This window comes from Serratia sp. NCCP-200 (assembly GCF_059697885.1).
This window is the reverse complement of sequence record NZ_BAAKUJ010000001.1, coordinates 319,827-340,338: the sequence shown is the minus strand read 5'-3', so window position 1 is coordinate 340,338 and position 20,512 is coordinate 319,827. Positions and strand designations below refer to the sequence as shown.

Genomic DNA, 20,512 nt, shown 5'->3' with positions numbered 1-20,512 from the left:
TAATTATGGTTATTATCTGCCGCGCAGCCATTAAGCCGCGCGGCCAAGATCCTTATTTTTGTGTTTTTGCGTCCATGGCTAAAATAAAGCTGTATTCCAGTGCGCTATTTTCCAACCGACTCAAGCGGCCCGATTTCCCCCCGTGGCCCGCCGACATATCCGTGGACAGCAATAACACCGCATCCCCCTGCTGGAATTGGCGCAGTTTCGCCACCCATTTGGCGGGTTCCCAATACTGTACCTGTGAATCATAGAGCCCGCTGGTGACCAACAGATTCGGGTAGTGCTGCGCGCGCACATTATCGTACGGACTGTAGGACTTGATCAGCGCATAGGGCTGCGGCTGATTGGGATTGCCCCACTCCTCGTATTCACCGACGGTCAACGGGATGCTGTCATCCAGCATCGTCGTCAGCACATCGACAAAAGGCACCTGTGCCACCACAGCGTTATACAGTTGGGGGGCCTGGTTGATCACCGCCCCCACCAGCAGACCACCGGCGCTGCCCCCCATGGCATAAACACGCCCCGGCTGTCCAAAGCCCTGCTCGATCAACGCCTGGGTGGCATCGATAAAGTCATTAAAGGTGTTTGGCTTGTTCGCCAATTTGCCCTGCTGATACCAGTTTTGGCCAAGCTCACCGCCCCCGCGTACGTGGATGAGCGCATAGACGAAACCGCGATCCAACAGGCTAATGCGGTTGGCGCTGAACGCCGGGTCCATGCTCATGCCGTAGGCACCATAGCCGTACACCACCAGCGGACTTTTGCCTGGTTTGAATTTGGCACTGTTGTATACCAGCGAGACCGGCACCTTTACCCCGTCACGGGCGGTGATCCACAAGCGCTCACTGTGATACAGGCCTGGTTCTACGCCCTTCACCTCTTGGCGTTTCAGTAACTCGCGTTTGCCGCTGTTGAGATCCCATTCATAGGTGCTGGTTGGCGTGGTCATGGCCGAATAGCCATAGCGCAGGCGGTCACTTTCCGGGTCAGGGTTGTAGCCCAGCCAGGCCATATAGCTGGCATCATCAAACGGAATGCTGCGTTGCTCGCCCCCTTGCCAGGCAATCTGCCGCAGATGCACCAGACCTTCGCTGCGCTCTTTCACCACCAGCCAGTCACGAAACAGGGCAAAGCTTTCCAACTCCCTGTTTTCCTGTGGAGCGATCAGGGGCCGCCATGGCTGGCTCGCGGATGCGGTCTGGTACAAACCGAAATGCGGGCTTTGATGATTGGAACGCAGATAAAACGCACCGCGATAATGGTCGAGATAATATTCGCGCCCGGTCTGACGCGGGGCAAAAAGTTGCACCGGAGTTTGCGGCCGGTTCGCGTCGATCAGGCGCACTTCGGAAGTGGTATTCCCGCTGATGGTGATAATCACGTAATCCCGCGAAGAGGAGCGATCCAGGCTCAGGTAAAAGGCCCCATCGTTTTCCTGATACACCAACTTATCGGCAGCCACCGGCGTACCAAATTGATGGCGGTAGACCTGATAGGGTGACAGCGTTTGGGGATGATTGCGCACATAGAACAAGCTGTTGCCGTCGTTGGCCCACACCATATTGCCCGAGGTGTTTTCAATCACCTCTTTGGCCCAAGCGCCGCTAGCCAGATCGCGCAGGGAAATGCGGTATTGCCTACGCCCTTGAGTATCCTCCGCGACGGCCAGGCGGCGGTTATCTTCACTGACTGCCAATCCCCCCACGCGGTAATAATCTTGGCCTTGAGCACGCTGATTGCCATCCAGCAGCGTCTGCCAGGCGGAGCCATCCGCCACGGCCTGCCGCTGGTAGACGGCAAACTCTTTACCCGCTTCAATGCGTTCCTGATAGCGGTAGCCGTTGAGCTGATAGGGAACCGAGCGATCTTCCGGGCTCATGCGGCCCAGCATCTCGTGATACAACCGATCGCGCAGCGTCTGATATGGCTGCATCACCTGTTCGGTATAACGGTTTTCCGCCGTCAGATAAGCCAACACCTGTTTATTCTGGCGGCCATCATCGCGCAGCCAATAATAATTATCGATTCGTGTTTCGCCCTGGGCGGTTAATTTATGCGGAATAATTTCAGCCTGGGGCGGCTGTACGGCCGCATTGGTGGTAAAGCTTAATAACCCCATAAAAATCAGTAAATAAGTCACCAAAGGCCTGCGGCAGCGAGCCGATTGAACAGGTAATGTCATAACCCCTCACGATAATTTGAGCGTAGCAAACCCCTCTCCTGTTGCGCACAACAAGAGATAAAGCCTGATGGGTAAATACGTTTTGGCTGGCTTACAACAGCGCCAGGTTAAAATCTACTGCCATGGTCACAGCAACCTTGCCTTGGCGTAGCATCTCCGCCGGTGGCGTAGGTAACGGCTGCGCACGCAATATCACCGCCAGCGCTTCACGATCTAACGACGCGGTAGCTGAGGACGTTTTCAGTACGACATCGGCCACTCGCCCCTGAGCATCCACCACGAAACTCACCACCGGTGCCCCCGAACGCTGACGCCGTTTGGCGTCTGCCGGATAACGCTTCACGCGGTTGAGCATCCCTTTAACCTGACTCTCCCAGGAAAGCTTGGCCTGTGCCTGCGCGGTGGAATCGCTGTTTAACGGTGCCGCCACCCGCTGTGCCAGGTTTTGCGCCTTGGGTGCCGCCGTGCTGGCCGCTGCAGAATGCGTGACGTCTTGCTCTTTCTCCATCGGAGTTGGCGGCTTTGGCGGCGCTTTACGCAGTTGCTTATGCGCATTTTTACTGCGCTCGGCCACCACAATTTTTGCCGCTTCGGCACGTGCCAGTTCGGGCATCTCCGGCTCCCGCTGCTGTTGTGCAGGCTGTGCTGCGGAACTGTCCGCCTGTTGCTGCAACCCCAGCGGCAACGGCTTGGGCTGGCTTGGCGCTTCGATCTGCGCCGCCCAACTGAGCATGATCGCCGGTGGTGGCATCAGCACCGGCGGCAGCGAAGTTTGCGGCCAGTAAAACAGCCATACCAGCGCCAGATGGACGCCTAGCGCATACAGTAAACCACGCCCCCAGCGCGGCTGCGGCAGAGTTGCCGCCTGAGGGCCATAAGGCTGACTAAACATAGGGATAGTAGAACACCTAATTGCGAATGATTGCATATCACATTTGCTAATGATAATCATTTGTAAATGTTAATGACAGATCTTTTCGCTATCTTGACGTAATCATTTTGCGGTTGGCGTGACCCAAAGGTAATCCGCCATAGGCCGATCGATGGCCACGCCCTGCTCTGCCAGCATCAACACCGTAAATTTGGCCCCGGGCTGCAGATCCTGGATATGCAGTGGCACACCGACCGTTCTGGAAGCGTGATAACCGCCCACTATCAGCAGTGCCGGGGTGGGAGCAGCCAGTAAACTTTCGGCCATACGTCGATCGCGTTGCTGCTGAATAGCGAGCATGGCATGCAGCTGCACCGCATCAATTTTGCCGTCATGGGAATCACGGATGGTCGCAGCGAGCGCCTGCTGGACTTCTGGCCGCACGGAAAGCTGGCCTTTGGGGAATTCGGGCCGTTGATAAAACGCCATGATTTCGCTGCGATCGAGGTTGGCAGACAACAGAGGATAAGGTGCACGCATCGCCGCCATTACCACCTCGCCATACAGTGACCACTTCCAACTGGCTTGCCAGGCGGTCAGTTCAGCTACGCGGCTATCACGCACCGTCGGTTCGGTTTGCAGCCATTGTTTTACTTCATCCACTTTGCCTTGCTGGCTGGGTGTGATCATCTCCATCAGCACGCTGCCCTGTGGCCGCTGTTGTGGTAATTGCTCTACCAGCCACAGTTCGATCTGGTGGTGATAAGGATTGTCATGCTTTTCGCCCACGATCACCCGTGGCTGTTCTGCCAGGCGCGTCAGTAACTGTTGGGGCGTCAACGTCTCGCCACTGCGTAAATCAACAATCTTGCCTAGCGTGGTAATGTCGCTTTTCGGGGAGGAGACCGGCCCCTGGCTACAGGCTGTAAGCATCAGCGTTGCAAACACTATCAGAAATTTCATGTCGTCTGTCCTTACACAAAAGTGGCGACATTATAGATAATAATTATCATTTGCATATAGAAATTGGCAGCACCTGGTGGCTGACAGCCGTTTTTTCGTTACCGTGTTTTGAGTTACGTTGATTTCGCGTAATGGAACGGGTATAACTGATAGCCATTTAGACGTCCATATGGATAGATTGTTATGCAACCTGCCGCTGAAGGGCAATTCAAACGCACCATGAAAGCCCGGCATTTGGTGATGCTGTCGCTGGGCGGCGTGATCGGTACCGGTCTGTTTTTCAACACCGGCTATATCATCTCCACGACCGGTGCACTAGGCACCCTGCTGGCCTACTTGATTGGCGCCGTCGTGGTCTATCTGGTCATGCTGTGTCTGGGGGAACTTGCCGTCGCCATGCCGGAAACCGGCGCATTTCACGTCTATGCGGCACGCTATCTTGGCCCGGCTACCGGCTATACCGTTGCCTGGCTGTACTGGCTGACCTGGACAGTCGCGTTGGGTTCGAGCCTGACAGCCGCTGGTTTCTGTATGCAATACTGGTTTCCACAATCACCGGTCTGGCTGTGGTGCCTGATTTTCTGCCTGGCCATTTTTCTGCTCAACGTCATTACCACCCGCTTCTTTGCCGAAAGTGAATTCTGGTTCTCGCTGATCAAGGTGATCACTATTCTGGCATTCATCGTGCTGGGCGGTGCGGCCATGTTTGGCCTGATCCCGATGAAAGACGGCACGCCGGCGCCCTTCCTAAGTAACCTGACCTCATCGGGTTGGCTGCCTAATGGAACGTTACCGATCCTGATGACCATGGTAGCGGTCAATTTCGCCTTCTCCGGTACTGAGCTGATCGGCATTGCGGCGGGCGAAACCGAAAATCCGGAAAAAGTGGTGCCCTGGGCCATCCGCACCACGGTGATCCGCCTGATGGTATTTTTTATCGGAACGGTATTTATCCTGGCAGCGTTGATCCCTATGGAGCAGGCCGGGATCGTGAAAAGCCCGTTTGTCCTGGTCTTTGAGCGCATTGGTGTGCCTTATGCCGCCGATATTTTTAACTTCGTGATCTTGACCGCCATTCTCTCGGCCGCCAACTCCGGGCTGTATGCCTCGGGACGCATGCTGTGGTCGCTGGCCAATCAGCGCACCCTGCCTGCCTATTTTTCACGGGTGAATGCGCGCGGGATCCCGATGAATGCATTGACGTTCAGCATGCTCGGTGGGGTGCTGGCTCTGTTGACCAGCGTGATCGCGCCCGATACGGTGTTTGTCGCACTGTCTGCCATTTCCGGCTTTGCGGTCGTTGCCGTCTGGCTGAGCATCTGTGCCGCCCACTACGTTTTTCGCCGCCGCTACCTGCGCAGCGGTCAACCGATTGAAGGGCTGAAATACCGGGCACCAGGCTATCCGCTGACGCCTATTGTCGGCTTTGCGCTGTGTTTATTGGCCTGTATCGGCCTGGCATTCGACCCAGAGCAACGCGTAGCGCTATATTGCGGCCTGCCGTTTGTGGCGATCTGCTATCTGGCCTATTACCTGACCCGGCGTTCCGGGCAGAAAAACCTACTGAACACCGGAGAAGAACATGTCGGTTAACAACCCTCTGGCCGCCTTGCTGGCCGATAACCGCACGTTGATTTTGGACGGGGCAATGGCCACCGAGCTGGAGGCCCGAGGTTGCGATCTCACCGATCCGCTGTGGTCGGCAAAGGTGCTGATTGAAAACCCGGAGCTGATTTATCAGGTGCATCTGGATTACTTCAAAGCAGGAGCACAGTGCGCCATTACCGCCAGCTATCAGGCCACGCCCCGAGGTTTTTTACGCCGGGGCCTGGATGAGCCGCAATCCTTGGCACTGATCGCCCAAAGCGTCCACCTGGCGCAGCAGGCGCGCGCCGATTATCTGGCCCAGCACCCACAACGATTGCCTTTGCTGGTGGCCGGTTCGGTCGGCCCCTATGGCGCCTACCTGGCGGACGGCTCTGAATACCGTGGCGACTATCATCTGCCGCAAGCAGAAATGATCGCGTTCCATCGCCCTCGCATCACTGCTCTGGCCAACGCTGGCGTGGATCTGCTGGCATGTGAAACGCTGCCTTCGTTCGCGGAATTAAAGGCCCTGCTGGCGCTGCTGGCGGAATTCCCAGCGCTGGGTGGATGGTTCTCTTTCACTCTGCGCGATAGCCAGCATCTCAGCGATGGAACGCCACTGGCCGTCGTCATGGCTGAGCTTAACGATAACCCGCAGGTGCTGGCAGTAGGCGTCAATTGTATCGCGTTGGAAAACGTTACCCCGGCGTTACAGCAACTTGCCGCCCTGAGTGATAAACCGTTACTGGTTTACCCAAACTCCGGCGAACACTACGACGCGGTGAGCAAAACCTGGCACAGTTGCGGTAACCACCAGCAGCATCTGATCAATCAGTTGGCCGATTGGCAGCATGCCGGTGCCCGCTTGATTGGCGGCTGTTGCCGAACCACACCTGCCGACATTCAGGCGATTGCCGAACGCTGCCACGCATAAAAAACCCCCTGTGGCCGAAGCCGCAGGGGGTCACTTTCACACAATCACAGCGGTTGGGTTTGTGCTTCCACTACGGCCAATGCCACCATGTTGACGATACGGCGCACCGAGGCGATCGGCGTCAGGATATGTACCGGCTTAGACACGCCCATCAATACCGGCCCTACCGTCACCCCTTCGGAAGAGGAGACACGAAGCAGGTTGTAGCTGATCCGCGCCGCTTCCATACTTGGCATGATCAGGATGTTGGCGGAGCCTTTCAGCGGGCTGTCCGGCATCAAATCGTGGCGGATACTTTCCACCAGCGCGGCGTCACCGTGCATCTCACCGTCGATCTCCAATCCTGGTGCCATCTGATTGACCAGCTCCAGCGTTTTACGCATTTTGCTCGCCGACGGGCAGTTGGAAGAACCAAAGCTGGAGTGGGACAACAGCGCCACCTTCGGTTCAATCCCGAAGCGCCGTACCGTGTCTGCCGCCATCAGGGTGATTTCCGCCAGCTGTTCCGGCGTTGGGTCATCGTTGACGTAGGTATCGGCGATGAAGGTGTTACCGCTCGGCAGCAGTAAGGCGTTCATTGCCCCTGCCACATGTACCCCTTCACGGAACCCGAATACCTTTTCCACCACGTCATAATGCTCGTGGTAGCTGCCGATGGTGCCACAGATCATGGCGTCAGCTTCCCCACGATGCAGCATGATGGCAGCAATCAGCGTTGGGTTACCGATCACCGCGCGGCGAGCCTGCTCCTGGGAGACGCCACGGCGCTTCATGATCTGGTAATACTCACCCCAGTATTCATTGAAACGCGGATCGGACTCGTTATTCACCACTTCAAAGTCTTTACCCGGCGTCAGTTGCAGGCCAAGTTTCTTCAGGCGCATTTCAATCACGCTTGGGCGACCCACCAGTATCGGGTAAGCCAGCCCCTGCGATACCAGCTCTTGGGTAGCATGCAGGACGCGCTCTTCTTCACCTTCGGCCATTACCACGCGTTTCACTTCTTTCTTCGCCTGGGAGAAGATCGGCTTCATAAACAGGTTGGTTTTGTAAACGAACTCGGTCAGTTTCTCCACGTAGGCATCGAAGTCTTCGATCGGGCGCATCGCCACGCCAGAATCCATGGCTGCCTTGGCTACCGCCGGGGCGATTTTGACAATCAGGCGTGGGTCGAACGGTTTGGGAATGATGTATTCCGGGCCAAAGGAAAGGTCCTGATCGCCATACGCCGAAGCCACCACGTCGCTCTGCTCTGCCAGCGCCAGATCGGCAATGGCGTGCACGCAGGCCAGCTTCATCTCTTCATTGATGGTCGTGGCCCCCACATCCAGCGCGCCACGGAAGATGAACGGGAAGCACAGCACGTTGTTCACCTGGTTGGGGTAATCAGAGCGGCCGGTACAGATGATCGCATCTGGGCGCACCGCTTTCGCCAACGGCGGCAGAATTTCCGGTTCCGGGTTAGCCAGCGCCATGATCAGCGGATCTCTGGCCATGGTTTTCACCATGTCCTGCGTCAGCACGCCAGGGCCGGAGCAGCCCAGGAAAATATCGGCATTGGGAATGGCATCCCCTAGCGTACGCTGGCCGTTATCCGCAATGGCATACGCCGCCTTGGTTTCTTCCATCTTGGCATCGCGGCCCTGATAGATCACGCCTTTGGAGTCGCAAACGGTGATATTCTGCTTGCTCAGACCCAACGCGACCAGCAGGTTCAAACAGGCAATGGAGGCCGCACCGGCTCCCGATACCACCAGGCGTACGTCGGAGATGTTTTTCTTCACCACCCGCAGGCCGTTGAGCACCGCAGCGGTGGTAATAATCGCCGTGCCGTGCTGATCGTCATGGAACACCGGGATCTTCATGCGCTCACGCAGTTTCTTCTCAATATAGAAGCACTCGGGCGCTTTGATATCTTCCAGGTTAATACCGCCGAAGGTCGGTTCCAGCGCGGCGATCACGTCAATCAGCTTGTCAGGATCGAGTTCATCGACTTCGATATCGAACACGTCAATACCGGAAAACTTCTTAAACAGAACCCCTTTACCTTCCATGACCGGCTTACCGGCTAGCGCGCCGATATTCCCCAACCCCAGCACTGCGGTGCCGTTGGAGATCACCGCCACCAGGTTACCCTTGGCGGTATATTTATAAGCGGCTAGCGGGTCGGCGGCAATTTCCAGGCAGGGAGCAGCCACGCCCGGCGAATAGGCCAAGGCCAGATCGCGCTGTGTAGCTAGCGGTTTAGTCGGCGATACCTGGATCTTCCCTGGGACCGGAAACTGATGGAAATCAAGGGCACTCTGTTTGAGCTGTTCGTCCATTATGGGTTCCTTTGCTTTCTTCTTTTATGTTGAGGTAAGGCTTTATCGCTGAACCAGTATAGTGAGAGAATCGTCACAAACTTTGAAGCGTGCCATAACCTTGGGTAAAATTCGTAAATAAAAGTTAAAAGGAAGTTAAACGAACAGAAAAGCAGCAGTTTTGATCAGCTCAGATGTCGCCGTTGACCGCTCAAGCCGGATAATCCTTGAACGGTAATTGGAAATGTGGCCCATCTTTCAGCGTTTTCCATCCCCCGCCCCACTCGACATCAACACCGCACTCCAACCCGGCACGCCGCACCGCTGACGCGATCTGGGCATAGTAATCCCATTCCCAGGACACCGCCCCCAAAGGCATCGCCACGACGTCAACCGCATGCCCGGTAAGATGGCGGCTTCTCAGCGTTTGGCTTTTCCCCTCACGCAGCAAATCCCGCTGGCGGGCCATAGAGCGCAATCCTTCGGTGATGGTGAACGGCACCAGCGAATAACGCAGCGCCAAACGCATCACCCGCACCAGATCGGGATGCACCCCCAGCAGGTTTTTCTCACTGCGCGCGTTGAATTTAATTTCCGTGTTTTCACTTATCATTGTTAAACCCTGTTTTTTTGCCAATAAATCGTTTAATTAAATCGCCAAGGTAATCCGCACCGAGAAAACCAATTAATACGCTGATGGTATTAGCCCATGCCAACTCCAACCCCATCAGCGATAACAGATCGCGAATGGTTAATGCCAACAAGGCACAAATACCGGCATTTAATAACCGGCGGCGTGATGGCATATTCAGATAGGCGCCTTTCAATAACGCCATAGTGCCCGCTAAAAGGGCATTAAAGATCGGTTGCAGATATTCACAGACTCGCTGAATGATTGCGCCCACAGCGTCTGGCTCAAAGCTGGACATGGCTCCTCCTGGTTATTATTAGCCGCATGAGCTTTTCAAACGCTCAATAAAATTAGGCGACGCGAACTATCCAACCGCATGACTGGAATAACATCAAATGCTATCGCTCTTTAATAATTGGACAATTCAGAAGGATAATTATACCGACAACCTCAGCGCTGTCGTTTGCTTTGCGTTGTTAGAGCGCTCACCGGACAAGTGCCGGAGGTGAATTTTACCAAGAAGGGGAAATCGCAAAGGGTTTAACCTGACGCAGTTAAACCCTTTTTACCACAGCGATTACTGTGACATATTAAGAATGGTGCGGATGTTGAGGGCACTGGTCGCGATGATATCGATCGCCCCGGTACGCAGCGCGCCCAGAATAGCCAACGCTTTGGTATTCTCAGAGGCAATGGCGATCACACAAGGGATTTTCCGCAGCTCATCAATACTCAGGCCAATGACGCGATCGTTCATCACCGTATCCACATGCATCCCCTGCGCATTGAAAAAGTCATAACCGGCGATATCACCGATCACTCCCTGATTCAGGCTGGCATCAATAATCTCGTGCGGAGTAAACCAGCCCAGCTTGACCATATAGCTGTTTTCGTTCATATCACCTATGCCCACAAGGGCCACATCGGCCTTGCGCGCCCGATCCAGGGTTTCCTTGATGGTGCCGTTTTGCATAAACGCCTCTTTCAACGCCCGGTTTTCAACATACGCCGGGGCATACAGCGTCTCGCTACTACCACCAAACTTCTTCGCCAGACGGCGGCTGATGTGGTCAGCATTGATGGCGTCACCGGGGCGATGCGTTCCCCCAATGCCACAGATAAACTTACAATTTTTGGGGGCCACGCTACCCACATGGTCGGCGATCGCGGCCACGTTACGCCCCTGGCCAACCGCCAGCACCATATCGTCTTTCAGGGACATGGCCAGATAACCGGAAACCAATGCTGCTACCTGACGCCGCTGTTCTTCCTCATCCTGATGATCCAGCGCGATTAATGCACGGCTGAGGGAGAAACGCTCCAGCATTTGCTGCTCCAGCCGGGTACTGAATACCGGATGATAGCGGACGGTGATCTCAACAATGCCTTCTTCTTTGGCCCGCTTGAGTAAACGCCCGACCTTAATCCGCGAAATACCGAACTTTTTTGCAATCTCCTCCTGAGTGATTTCGTCCTGATAATACGCCACGGCAATTTCAGTCAGCAGTTCGTTATCCTGGGATCCTGTTTTTTTTTCCATCCGTTACACGTTTCCCCACGGCAGATTGGTCTTTTTCAATAGAAGATGGATCCAGCATACCGAACCCATCTTATCGCATTGCCCGCTAGTATAACCTGTTCAGGCGGCAACGGTATTCAAGCGTTGTTCTACCGCATCAGCCAGTTGGCATAAAAGTAGACAACAGGATACCGCACCGGCATCCAGCACGCCGCGCGAACGTTCCCCCAATCGGCTCGCGCGGCCAATCTTGGCAACCAGATCGCGGGTTGAATCACGCCCGGTAACGGCAGCCCGTTTCAACTGATCCAGCGACTCACTGAAGCTATCGCCGCGCCGAACCGCCTGCTCAAACCCTTCGATCGCAGGGATCAGCGTATCCATCAGGCACTTGTCGCCTACGCCAGCGCTGCTGATATCCTGCAGTTCAGTGAGCCCATTACGCAACATGGCCAAAAAAACCTGTTTATCCAGCGCCGTTTTATCACGCACGCTGTCAGCCATGCCCATGAACAGGCTGCCATACAGCGGCCCCATCGAGCCACCAATCCCTTCCATCAGCGCGTCCGCTACCGCGTCAAAAGCCTGCGCCAACGTCAGTTTTTGGCCCTTGATGGCCTCACCACATAAGGTGAAGCCTTTTGACATATTAATGCCGTGATCGCCGTCGCCAATCGCACCATCTATTTCACTGAGATACTCGCGATTGCTGACAATCACGCCAATCAGCGCCGCGACGATCTCATTACCATACTGCGTCGAAATTTGTGTGGTCATGATTCACTCCACCTGAGTTAGGCCCAATGAATGAGCGGGCATATCGAGCAACGTTTTCAATTGGTCGTCGAGCTTCATCAAGGTTAACGTCACCCCCATCATTTCCAGCGAGGTAAAATAGTTACCCACATAACGGCGGTGAACCTTGATGCCACGCTCCGTCAGCCGCTTTTCAATCTCGGCATAATAGATGTAGAGTTCCATCACCGGCGTGGCCCCCAGGCCGGAAATCAACAGGGCGACTTCCTGCCCCTTGTTCAACGGCATATCATTGAGCACAAAGTCGAGCATGGTGCCAGCCATCGCGGACGCCGACTGGATCGGTGATACCTCAATCCCAGGCTCACCGTGATGCCCAATCCCGATCTCCATGTGGCCATCGGCGATATGGAAGTTGGGCTTACCTACCGCCGGGATGGTGCAAGAACTGAGCCCGACGCCGATCGAGCGACAATTGCCAATCGCCTTTTGCGCAGCAGCGATCACCCCGTCAAGATCGTAACCCAGCGCTGCGGCAGCGGCCCCGATTTTCCACATCAGAATCTCACCGGCAACGCCACGGCGTTTTTCAATTTCACTGGCGGGCGCAGAGGCAACATCATCATTTGCCACCAAGGTTTTTACCGTGATACCGGCGGCGCTGGCCTTCTTCATCGCCATTTTGACGTTCATATTATCGCCAGCATAGTTGCCATACAGGCAGGCGACCCCCGCCCCGCTGTCCGCGGCCTTGAACGCATCCAGAAATGCCCCCGCCGTTGGCGAAGAGAAAATCTCACCGATGGCCACAGCATCGAGCATGTTCTTGCCAACATAGCCCAGAAACGCAGGCTCATGCCCCGAGCCCCCACCGGTAACAATACCCACCTTGCCTTTGATCGGCGCAGCAGGGTATTTGAGCACTCGTGCATTATCGGTCGCGGTGAAATATTCCGGATGAGCCTTCAGATAGCCCTGAATGGCATCTTCCACGACGTGATCGGGATCGTTAATGATTCTGTTCATCATGGCCTCTCTTTTGCCTGAGTATCGAGTTATTGAATGGTGTAACCGCCGTCAACCACCAGATTGCTGCCGGTGATCATGCTGGCCGCATCGCTCGCCAGGAACAGCGCGCTGGCGGCAATATCCTCGGGTTCGGCAAAGCGCCTCAGGGGAATTTTCTGCTTCATTTGTTCCGCAACCTCGCCAGACCATGCTTTGCGCCCCAACTCGGTCAGCACCACCGTGGGCGAAATGGCGTTTACCCGCACGTTATGCGGCCCCCATTCCAGCGCCAGAACCTGGGTCAAGCCAATTACGCCGGCTTTGCTGGCGCAGTAAGCCAGATGATTGGGCAAGGCGACCACGCCAGCCTGCGAGGCCAGGTTGATAATGCTGCCACTGCCCTGACGGATCAGATAGTGGCCCACGGCCTGACTGGTAAGGAACACCCCTTTCAGGTTCACCGCCATGGTGTTATCCCAAGCGTCTTCGGGCAGTTCTTCCGCCGGATACAGCGCGACGATCCCAGCGCTATTGACCAGCACATCCAGCCGCCCGAAATGGGCATTGGCCTGCGCAACCGCCTGTTCTACAGAGGCTTTGTCGGTGACGTCCATCACGATGCCTAACGCCTGTCGCTGATCCAGCTGCTGGGCAATCTGCACCACCTGTGGAGCACGATCCAACAGTACGACCTGCGCGCCGTTTTGCAGATAGCATTTGGCAATAGCCAGACCTATTCCCGCCGCGCCGCCGGTTATCAACGCCACTTTCCCTTGCAAGGCTCCCTTGCTTTGACCAGTAATCATAGAAAACTCCCTCAAACGGTTAGTTACGCCAAGCTGTGATGATTTTCTTCCACGGCGGCAGGCACGGCTTTAGGCAAGGTGACATATTTCATCAAGACGCCGCTGAACAAATACAGGCCGGTGAAAATCCAAATCACCCCGCCGCTCCCCAAGCTGCCGATAAATAACCCTACCACTGCCGGGCCAACGAAAGTGCTCAACCCCGCGCCAAGATTCAGGATCGACATGGCGGCACCTTTATTCTCCGGGGCCAACGTTGGCATAATGGCTGAAAGAGGCACGAAGGCCGCCAGGCAAGCACCGAATAGCCCGGCGGCCACGACGGTCAGCAGATAATTGGGACCGAGGAAGTAAGGCACGTAATAGAACATCAGCGTGGTGATAGCGCAGCCGACGCAACCGAACCACATGACGACGTTACGCCAGCCCAAGCCGTCGCTGATCACCCCAAAGATCAGGTTGAAGATAATGTTCACCGTCCACAGTGCCGCATACATCTGTAGCCAGTCAGTGCGGCTAAACCCGATATCCATCATGTACATCGGCATAAACACCACGAAGCCATACGCCGCAGAGGTATTGATGGTGCGGACAATGCCACCCAGGCCGATTTTCGGGTTCTCAAACGCAATGGTGATCCCCTTTAGCACATAGCTGAGGGAGGCTTTTTGCCTGTCCCCCACGTCGCTATGGCCAGGGGTACGGTTAAGCATCAGGGCGATCATCGCCCCGAGTACCACAAAGATTAATGCGCTCCATAAGGTTTGGATTTCCCCCAGGTACGGCAACATGATGCTGGAGTAGAGCACGCCCAGTACGCTCAACCCACCGCTGTAGACAAACCAGAAAATCCCCACGGCGGAACCCAGCCTTTCCGGCGGAGCCTCATAGGCGACCCACACCAGAAAACCATAGGCAAACAGGGGGTAGCCCAGCCCACGCAGCGCATAGGTCGGTATCATCACCGACAGGTTATTACTGGGTAATCCCCACACCAGAAAACACACCGAGCCCAGCAAGAACAGCAACAATCCAGCCAGCATGACGCGGCGAGCGGTAAAGATTTCTGCCAAAACGCCGGAAAACCAGGCAGAGATTGCCGCAGCAAAACCGTAAACGCTAAACAGCAGCGCAGATTCCTGAATGGTTAAGCCTTTGCCGATCAAATAGGGTGAAAGCCAGCCTTGTTCCAGCCCTTCCCCCATCATAAAGACCAACACACCGGCATAACCGAGCATTAATTTTGGTGACAGACCAATGCGATGAATCAGTCCATTCAGCATAAAACACCCCAGCACATTGAATTGTGGAGGTGCAGGCTAGCCCGCACCCGAAGAATGATGCAGGCATTACAGATTTGGGTTGAGCACCACTTTGATTGAGCCGATGCCCCGTTTCATCATGGCGAAGCCTTCAGCAAACTGCTCGAGCGGCAACGTTTGGGTGACGACACCTTTGGTGGGCAGATCGCCATTGCGTATCCCTTCAATCACCAACGGATAACAATAAGGGCCCAGGTGCGATCCCAGCACATCCAACTCCTTACGATCGCTGATAATGCTCCAATCGACGGTCACCGGATCTTTAAACACCGAGAACTCGACAAAGGTACCCAATTTGCGGATCAGCATCAGCCCCTGTTCGACAGATTGCTGCGCGCCGGTGGCTTCAATGTAGATATCGCAGCCGTAACCTTCGGTCATGTCCTTAACGATCGTCATCACATCATCGCGCAGTGGGTTCAGCACAACGTCAGCACCAAATTCTTTCGCCAGCGCCAGGCGTTCGTCTGACAGGTCGAGCACTACCAGCTTCGATGGACCGGATTTTTTAATCGCACCGATCATCCCCAAGCCCAGCGTTCCGGCCCCGGCCAGCACCACCACGTCCCCCAGCTTGATGTTGGCGCGCTGTACCGCATGGAAAGAACAGGCATAGGGTTCGATCAGAATGGCGTCTTCGATCGGCATATCCGCAGGAACGTGATAGTTGATGGCCTCTTTGGTGAACTTCATGTATTCCGCCATACCGCCATTAACGTTTTTCTGGAAGCCGTACAGATCGTGTTTCTCACACATCCAATACTGGCCACGGTTACAGAAACGGCATTGCCAGCAGGGAACGATCTGTTCTGAAATCACCCGATCGCCCAACTTGAATCCTTCAACGCCCTCACCATAGCCCACCACGTGGCCGATAAATTCGTGGCCTGGGATCATCGGCGCTTTGATGTAAGCCGGCTGTTTTTCATCTCCCCAAAAGCTGGCCGCTCCTTCAAACGCTTTAACATCACCGGCGCAGATGCCGCAGGCTTCAACTTTCACCAGGATCTCGTGCGGGCCAATTTTCGGTACCTCCACAAGCTCCAGGCGGTAATCCTGCGGGGCATAAGCCACCACCGCTTTCATGGTTTCAGGAATGCCTTCGGCCATGGTTGCCGCTGTTACGCAGTTCTGACACATAGTTCTATCCTCGGGTAGGGTTTATTTTTATGATCATAAGTACACACAAAGAACAAATAAACACTACATACTCTCAACATGTTTGCCCACCACCAACCTTTGAAATTGTGATCCTGCTCAAGAAGCCTCCTTAAAGTCATCTAAAAGGCCTTAAAATCGATTTATTCGTGATGTCCATCACCTTTATCGGCCATGATCCCTTAGCCAAAATAAAAACAAATGAACATCAATTGAACATTTGATAAATCATGGTTATGGTAATAGCCATGACGCGCCACCGGGGATCGTCAGCCTTACCCTTGATCAACAGGAGATGTGTTATGCAGCCTATTGCGATTGGCGCCGATGATGCCGCCATTGAACTGAAGAATGTGATCGTTGCGTTTCTGCAACAGCGCGATATTCCGGTTACCGACTACTCACCGGGAAGCGATACGCCCCCCAGCGGTTATCCCGATATCGCCTTTCAGGTGGCGCAGGGCATTAAGGATGGGAAACACCAACGTGGCATTTTGCTGTGTGGCACAGGTATTGGCATGAGCATTGTGGCCAATAAGGTTCCGGGGATCCGCGCAGCACAGTGCCATGATACCTATTCGGCACAGCGCGCACGTAAAAGCAACGATGCACAAATCATCACGCTTGGCGCACGCGTCATTGGCCCGGAACTGGCAAAATCGATCGTCGAAGCCTGGTTGAGCTCTGAATTTGAAGGAGGGGGATCGGCGCCTAAGGTGGCAAGGATCGGCTATTACGAACAGGTTGTTGGCCAACGCTGAACCAACGTCGACAGAGAGTCACGGCTTGGGGGGCCCATGTGGTATTTCTGCCCCCATTGTTTCTATCCATCGCAACAATCAGAAAAAGCGTATTTCATTCATCAGCCATATGATGCATGGTGTTAACCATAATGAAATACGTTCTCATTTACTGTTATGACTTTGGGCAAGGAGCTTATAAATGAACCAGTTAGACGCACTCAAACAGTTGACCGTGGTTGTTGCCGACAGCGGTGATATCGAATCCATCCGCCAGTTCGAACCACAGGATGCCACTACCAACCCTTCGTTGATCCTCAAGGCCGCGGCGCTGCCGCAGTATAAGTCGCTGATCACCGAAGCGCTGGAGTACGCCCGCCAGCAAGGCGGTAGCAAAGAAACCCAGCTGATTAACGCCAGTGACCGACTGGCGGTGAATATTGGGGTCGAAATTCTAAAAAGCGTACCAGGGCGAATCTCCACCGAGGTGGATGCCCGTCTATCCTTCGATCGCGGTATGTGCGTGGCCAAAGCACGCAAGCTGATCGGCATGTATCAAAACCAGGGCATCGATAAATCCCGCATTCTGATCAAGCTGGCAGCCACCTGGGAAGGGATCAAGGCGGCCGAAGAGCTGGAAAAAGAAGGCATTAACACCAACCTGACGCTACTGTTCTCCTTTGCTCAGGCCCGTGCCTGTGCCGAAGCCGGTGTCTATCTGATTTCGCCGTTCGTTGGCCGTATCTACGACTGGTATCAGGCCAGACAGCCGATGACCGATTACGATGCCGAGCAGGATCCGGGCGTGAAGTCCGTTCGTACCATTTATGAATACTATAAACAGCACCGCTATCAGACCGTGATCATGGGCGCCAGCTTCCGTAAGGTTGAGCAGATCCTGGCGTTGGCGGGTTGTGACCGTTTGACCATTGCGCCAAACCTGCTGGAAGAGTTGAAACAGAGCAATCAGCCTATCGAACGTAAACTGACGCCGTCTACCGAAGGGTTTTATCAGCCAGCACCACTGGCCGAGGCGGAGTTCCGCTGGCTGCATAACCAGGATGCCATGGCGGTTGAGAAGTTGGCCGAAGGCATTCGCCTGTTCGCCGTCGACCAGCAGAAGCTGGAAGACATGCTGATCGCACAGCTGTAAGACGATGATAGAAAAGTGAGATCGGCAAAGCAATTGCCCCTCACCCTAACCCTCTCCCACAGGGAGAGGGGACCGATCGAGTGTGTTTTAAAGATAGTGACTCACTTTGGCTAAGGACGATCACGCTAGCTAAAATGACTGCTTTATTTTCAGGACCGATCGAGTGTGTTTTAAATGCAGTGACTCACTTTGGCTAAGGACGATCACGCTAGCTAAAATGACTGCTTTATTTTCAGGACCGATCGAGTGTGTTTTAAATGTAGTGACTCACTTTGGCTAAGGACGATCACGCTAGCTAAAATGACTTCTTTATTTTCAAACGAGTAGGGGCTAACAGCTCCCTCTCCCTGTGGGAGAGGGTTGGGGTGAGGGAAACTACTCCATCACCCGGTGGATCTGCAAATACTGCAACAGCATGATGGTTTTACCATCCTTGATGCGGCCGTCGGCGATCATTGCGATTGCATCATCAAAGGGCAATTCCACCACTTCAATATCTTCATCCTCAATGCCGCCACCGCTGGTTTGGCGTTCATCATCCTGGTACTCGGCAATAAAGAAGTGGAGTATTTCCGTCACGCCCCCCGGTGACATGTAGGCCTCAAAGATCTTTTGCACCTTCGAAACCTGAAAACCGGTTTCTTCTACCGCTTCACGGCGGGCGCACTGTTCGGGCTGATCGTCATCCAGCAGCCCGGCACAGGCTTCCAACAACATGCCTGTGGCATTGCCGTTGACGTAGGTCGGCATGCGGAACTGGTTGGTCAGCACCACGGTACCCTTGGCGCGGTTATACAGCAAAATGGTCGCCCCGTTACCGCGGTCATAGACCTCGCGCACCTGTTCGATGGTTCCGCCATTTTTACGTTTTAACTCAAAGGTGTATTTATTCAATACGTACCAGTTGTCCGATAACAGCTGCTTTCTGATATTTTCAATTTTTGACGACATATTCCCTTCTTCCGTAAGCCAACGCACCACAACCTTTGGCCACTAGCAAAGCGCAGCCACGGCGGATTTGCAACAAAAAACCGCAGGCTAAACAGAAATGGGGGCTTGGGGCGACTAAAATTTCAGCGAGATGATATTACAGTGGCTAGCCAATGCCACACAGCTGAAATATACCAATGAGATAAAAACCTCTCATTTCACAACAAAAGGTTTTTATCAAAAAGACAGCTGTAAAACCTGAGAATAACCTGGCTTATTTACGGTTTAGGAATGGCATCCAACTGGAAACTTGTTCCACTGGTCACGTTACCCTCGTCATCATAGAAATCAACACCGAGCCATGCACTGGTAAATTGCCCTCCATTAGCGGGTAACATCATTGAATTGGGCGTCAAGATCCCTTTATCGATCATATCCTGATATGCAGCGATCAGTTCCTGCTGCCGTGCCAATACCTCTCCGACGGTATCACCACCGACTTGAGCATACCCCGTACTGACACTATTTAAGGCCGCTTGATTAAAACAGTTATAAAAGCCGCTAGCAAATCCCGAAAAATTCTCATTGCCGATAGCCTCCCTGACGGCTACGGAATCAAAGCTGGCATTAAACAAATAGATACCAACTTTTATTTTTTTATCGGCCTCTGTCACATTGGGATTAACTTCAAAACTCAGCATCGAATAAATGCTACTCTTATCCTCTTTATCCCAACCATGCATACGTGCATCAGTAATAAACTCATGAGCGTCCATATTATCAATCCTCTTCAGTCAGTGTGTCGTTTGGTTTTCCAACCCAAGCACCTACTTGGATAAAAATAATATATGTAATTGGGGTAAATGATGATATCCAGTCCTGTTGTGCTGACTCTGAAACAAACACTCATCATTTGATCACGGAAGGACGGGGTAGCGAATAATCCGACACCTCATCATATTGAAAAAAAACCCCGCAGGCCTTGCAGCGCTGCGGGGTTGATATCCACCAGAGTTAGAATCCGGTAGGGACTCCGTGCATGTCCGGCAGTTTATGTGCGATCCCTTTATGGCAATCGATACAGGTTTTGCCTTCGGTGATGGCTTTGTCATGCATTTTGGCCGCCACGGTTTTCTGCGCGGTGAAATCCATATACTCGAAGTTGTGGCAGTTACGGCACTCCTGCGAGTTGTTGGCCTTCATTCGCGCCCATTCGTTGCTGGCCATGGTCAGACGATGCTCTTCGAACTTCTGCGGCGTGTCGATAATGCCAAACACCTTGGCGTATAGCTCTTTGCTGGCCTTAAGCTTGCGCAGCATCTTCGGCCCCCACTCATGCGGGACGTGGCAATCCGGGCAGGTGGCACGGACGCCACTGCGGTTGTTGTAGTGCACCGTCTCCATATACTCTTCGTAGACGTTTTCACGCATCTCGTGGCAGCTGATACAGAATTTTTCGGTGTTGGCCGCTTCCATACCAGTGTTGAAACCGCCCCAGAAAACGATCCCGGCAACAAAGCCCAACAGCAGCAAAGTCCCCAGGGCCAGCCTGCTCGGCCTGCGCCACCAGCGCCATAGACGACGGATCGGTCCGGCCTTTTTCTCGGATGTTGTGGTATTACGTTCGGCCATAGCTCCCCCGC

Annotated in this window: 19 protein-coding genes; 4 read left to right on the top strand and 15 right to left on the bottom strand. The window is 54.2% G+C overall.

Annotated features, from left to right (window positions below):
• Positions 1-52 precede the first annotated feature (52 nt).
• From AC6HVW_RS01570 to AC6HVW_RS01560, 3 genes are all read right to left on the bottom strand, one after another.
• The gene (locus AC6HVW_RS01570) at positions 53-2,125 is read right to left on the bottom strand and encodes a S9 family peptidase (protein ID WP_071684000.1); all 2,073 of its coding nucleotides are present in this window, start codon (positions 2,123-2,125) and stop codon (positions 53-55) included.
• 154 nt (positions 2,126-2,279) lie between these two features.
• Positions 2,280-3,080 carry an energy transducer TonB gene (locus AC6HVW_RS01565; protein ID WP_071683824.1) on the bottom strand — a complete coding sequence of 267 codons (801 nt, stop codon included), beginning with the start codon at positions 3,078-3,080 and terminating at the stop codon, positions 2,280-2,282.
• Between the two features lie 102 nt (positions 3,081-3,182).
• A complete protein-coding gene (locus AC6HVW_RS01560) occupies positions 3,183-4,022 on the bottom strand; it encodes a ChaN family lipoprotein (RefSeq protein ID WP_186486550.1) in 840 nt (279 codons plus the stop codon).
• A 183-nt stretch (positions 4,023-4,205) separates the two neighbouring features.
• Here AC6HVW_RS01560 and mmuP point away from each other — a divergent pair, with 183 nt between their 5' ends.
• The gene (gene mmuP / locus AC6HVW_RS01555; RefSeq protein WP_021807081.1) at positions 4,206-5,615 is read left to right on the top strand and encodes an S-methylmethionine permease; all 1,410 of its coding nucleotides are present in this window, start codon (positions 4,206-4,208) and stop codon (positions 5,613-5,615) included.
• Entirely contained in the window at positions 5,605-6,543 is a 939-nt protein-coding gene (gene mmuM / locus AC6HVW_RS01550; RefSeq protein WP_071683826.1) for a homocysteine S-methyltransferase, read from the top strand. The genes mmuP and mmuM overlap by 11 nt, the downstream gene beginning before the upstream one ends.
• A 44-nt stretch (positions 6,544-6,587) precedes the next feature.
• On the opposite strand, the gene maeB is transcribed toward mmuM, so the two are convergent.
• The 9 genes from maeB to AC6HVW_RS01505 form a co-directional block, all read right to left on the bottom strand.
• Positions 6,588-8,867, bottom strand: a complete 2,280-nt coding sequence (maeB, locus tag AC6HVW_RS01545; protein ID WP_021807083.1) for an NADP-dependent oxaloacetate-decarboxylating malate dehydrogenase — start codon at positions 8,865-8,867, stop codon at positions 6,588-6,590.
• A gap of 190 nt (positions 8,868-9,057) precedes the next feature.
• Positions 9,058-9,459, bottom strand: a complete 402-nt coding sequence (gene chiX / locus AC6HVW_RS01540; RefSeq protein ID WP_071683827.1) for an L-Ala D-Glu endopeptidase ChiX — start codon at positions 9,457-9,459, stop codon at positions 9,058-9,060.
• Complete coding sequence (locus tag AC6HVW_RS01535) at positions 9,449-9,775, bottom strand: phage holin, lambda family (RefSeq protein WP_071683828.1); 327 nt, start codon at positions 9,773-9,775, stop codon at positions 9,449-9,451. The genes chiX and AC6HVW_RS01535 overlap by 11 nt, the downstream gene beginning before the upstream one ends.
• A 279-nt stretch (positions 9,776-10,054) precedes the next feature.
• Complete coding sequence (locus AC6HVW_RS01530; protein WP_021178715.1) at positions 10,055-11,017, bottom strand: sugar-binding transcriptional regulator; 963 nt, start codon at positions 11,015-11,017, stop codon at positions 10,055-10,057.
• Positions 11,018-11,116: 99 nt separating this feature from the next.
• A complete protein-coding gene (dhaL, locus tag AC6HVW_RS01525) occupies positions 11,117-11,773 on the bottom strand; it encodes a dihydroxyacetone kinase subunit DhaL (protein ID WP_071683829.1) in 657 nt (218 codons plus the stop codon).
• A 3-nt stretch (positions 11,774-11,776) separates the two neighbouring features.
• Positions 11,777-12,778 carry a dihydroxyacetone kinase subunit DhaK gene (locus AC6HVW_RS01520; RefSeq protein WP_071684001.1) on the bottom strand — a complete coding sequence of 334 codons (1,002 nt, stop codon included), beginning with the start codon at positions 12,776-12,778 and terminating at the stop codon, positions 11,777-11,779.
• A 29-nt stretch (positions 12,779-12,807) separates the two neighbouring features.
• Positions 12,808-13,566 carry an SDR family oxidoreductase gene (locus tag AC6HVW_RS01515; protein ID WP_071683830.1) on the bottom strand — a complete coding sequence of 253 codons (759 nt, stop codon included), beginning with the start codon at positions 13,564-13,566 and terminating at the stop codon, positions 12,808-12,810.
• 23 nt (positions 13,567-13,589) lie between these two features.
• The gene (locus AC6HVW_RS01510; RefSeq protein WP_186486549.1) at positions 13,590-14,849 is read right to left on the bottom strand and encodes an MFS transporter; all 1,260 of its coding nucleotides are present in this window, start codon (positions 14,847-14,849) and stop codon (positions 13,590-13,592) included.
• 66 nt (positions 14,850-14,915) lie between these two features.
• The gene (locus AC6HVW_RS01505) at positions 14,916-16,028 is read right to left on the bottom strand and encodes an MDR/zinc-dependent alcohol dehydrogenase-like family protein (RefSeq protein WP_021178720.1); all 1,113 of its coding nucleotides are present in this window, start codon (positions 16,026-16,028) and stop codon (positions 14,916-14,918) included.
• Positions 16,029-16,348: 320 nt separating this feature from the next.
• Here AC6HVW_RS01505 and rpiB point away from each other — a divergent pair, with 320 nt between their 5' ends.
• Together rpiB and tal are read left to right on the top strand one after the other, a co-directional pair.
• Positions 16,349-16,807 carry a ribose 5-phosphate isomerase B gene (gene rpiB / locus AC6HVW_RS01500; RefSeq protein ID WP_071683832.1) on the top strand — a complete coding sequence of 153 codons (459 nt, stop codon included), beginning with the start codon at positions 16,349-16,351 and terminating at the stop codon, positions 16,805-16,807.
• Between the two features lie 181 nt (positions 16,808-16,988).
• Positions 16,989-17,939, top strand: coding sequence for a transaldolase (gene tal, locus AC6HVW_RS01495; RefSeq protein WP_024484505.1), 951 nt, complete (start codon positions 16,989-16,991; stop codon positions 17,937-17,939).
• A 375-nt stretch (positions 17,940-18,314) separates the two neighbouring features.
• Here tal and nudK read toward each other — a convergent pair whose 3' ends face one another.
• The 3 genes from nudK to napC all read right to left on the bottom strand — a co-directional run bounded on the left by nudK (position 18,315) and on the right by napC (position 20,501).
• Positions 18,315-18,890 (bottom strand): GDP-mannose pyrophosphatase NudK, encoded by a 576-nt coding sequence (nudK, locus tag AC6HVW_RS01490; RefSeq protein WP_059201464.1) that lies wholly within the window; start codon positions 18,888-18,890, stop codon positions 18,315-18,317.
• Positions 18,891-19,147: 257 nt separating this feature from the next.
• On the bottom strand, positions 19,148-19,645 hold the full coding sequence (locus AC6HVW_RS01485; RefSeq protein WP_059201465.1) for a hypothetical protein: 498 nt from the start codon (positions 19,643-19,645) through the stop codon (positions 19,148-19,150).
• A gap of 238 nt (positions 19,646-19,883) precedes the next feature.
• Positions 19,884-20,501 (bottom strand): cytochrome c-type protein NapC, encoded by a 618-nt coding sequence (napC, locus tag AC6HVW_RS01480; RefSeq protein WP_021178724.1) that lies wholly within the window; start codon positions 20,499-20,501, stop codon positions 19,884-19,886.
• Between the last annotated feature and the right edge of the window lie 11 nt (positions 20,502-20,512).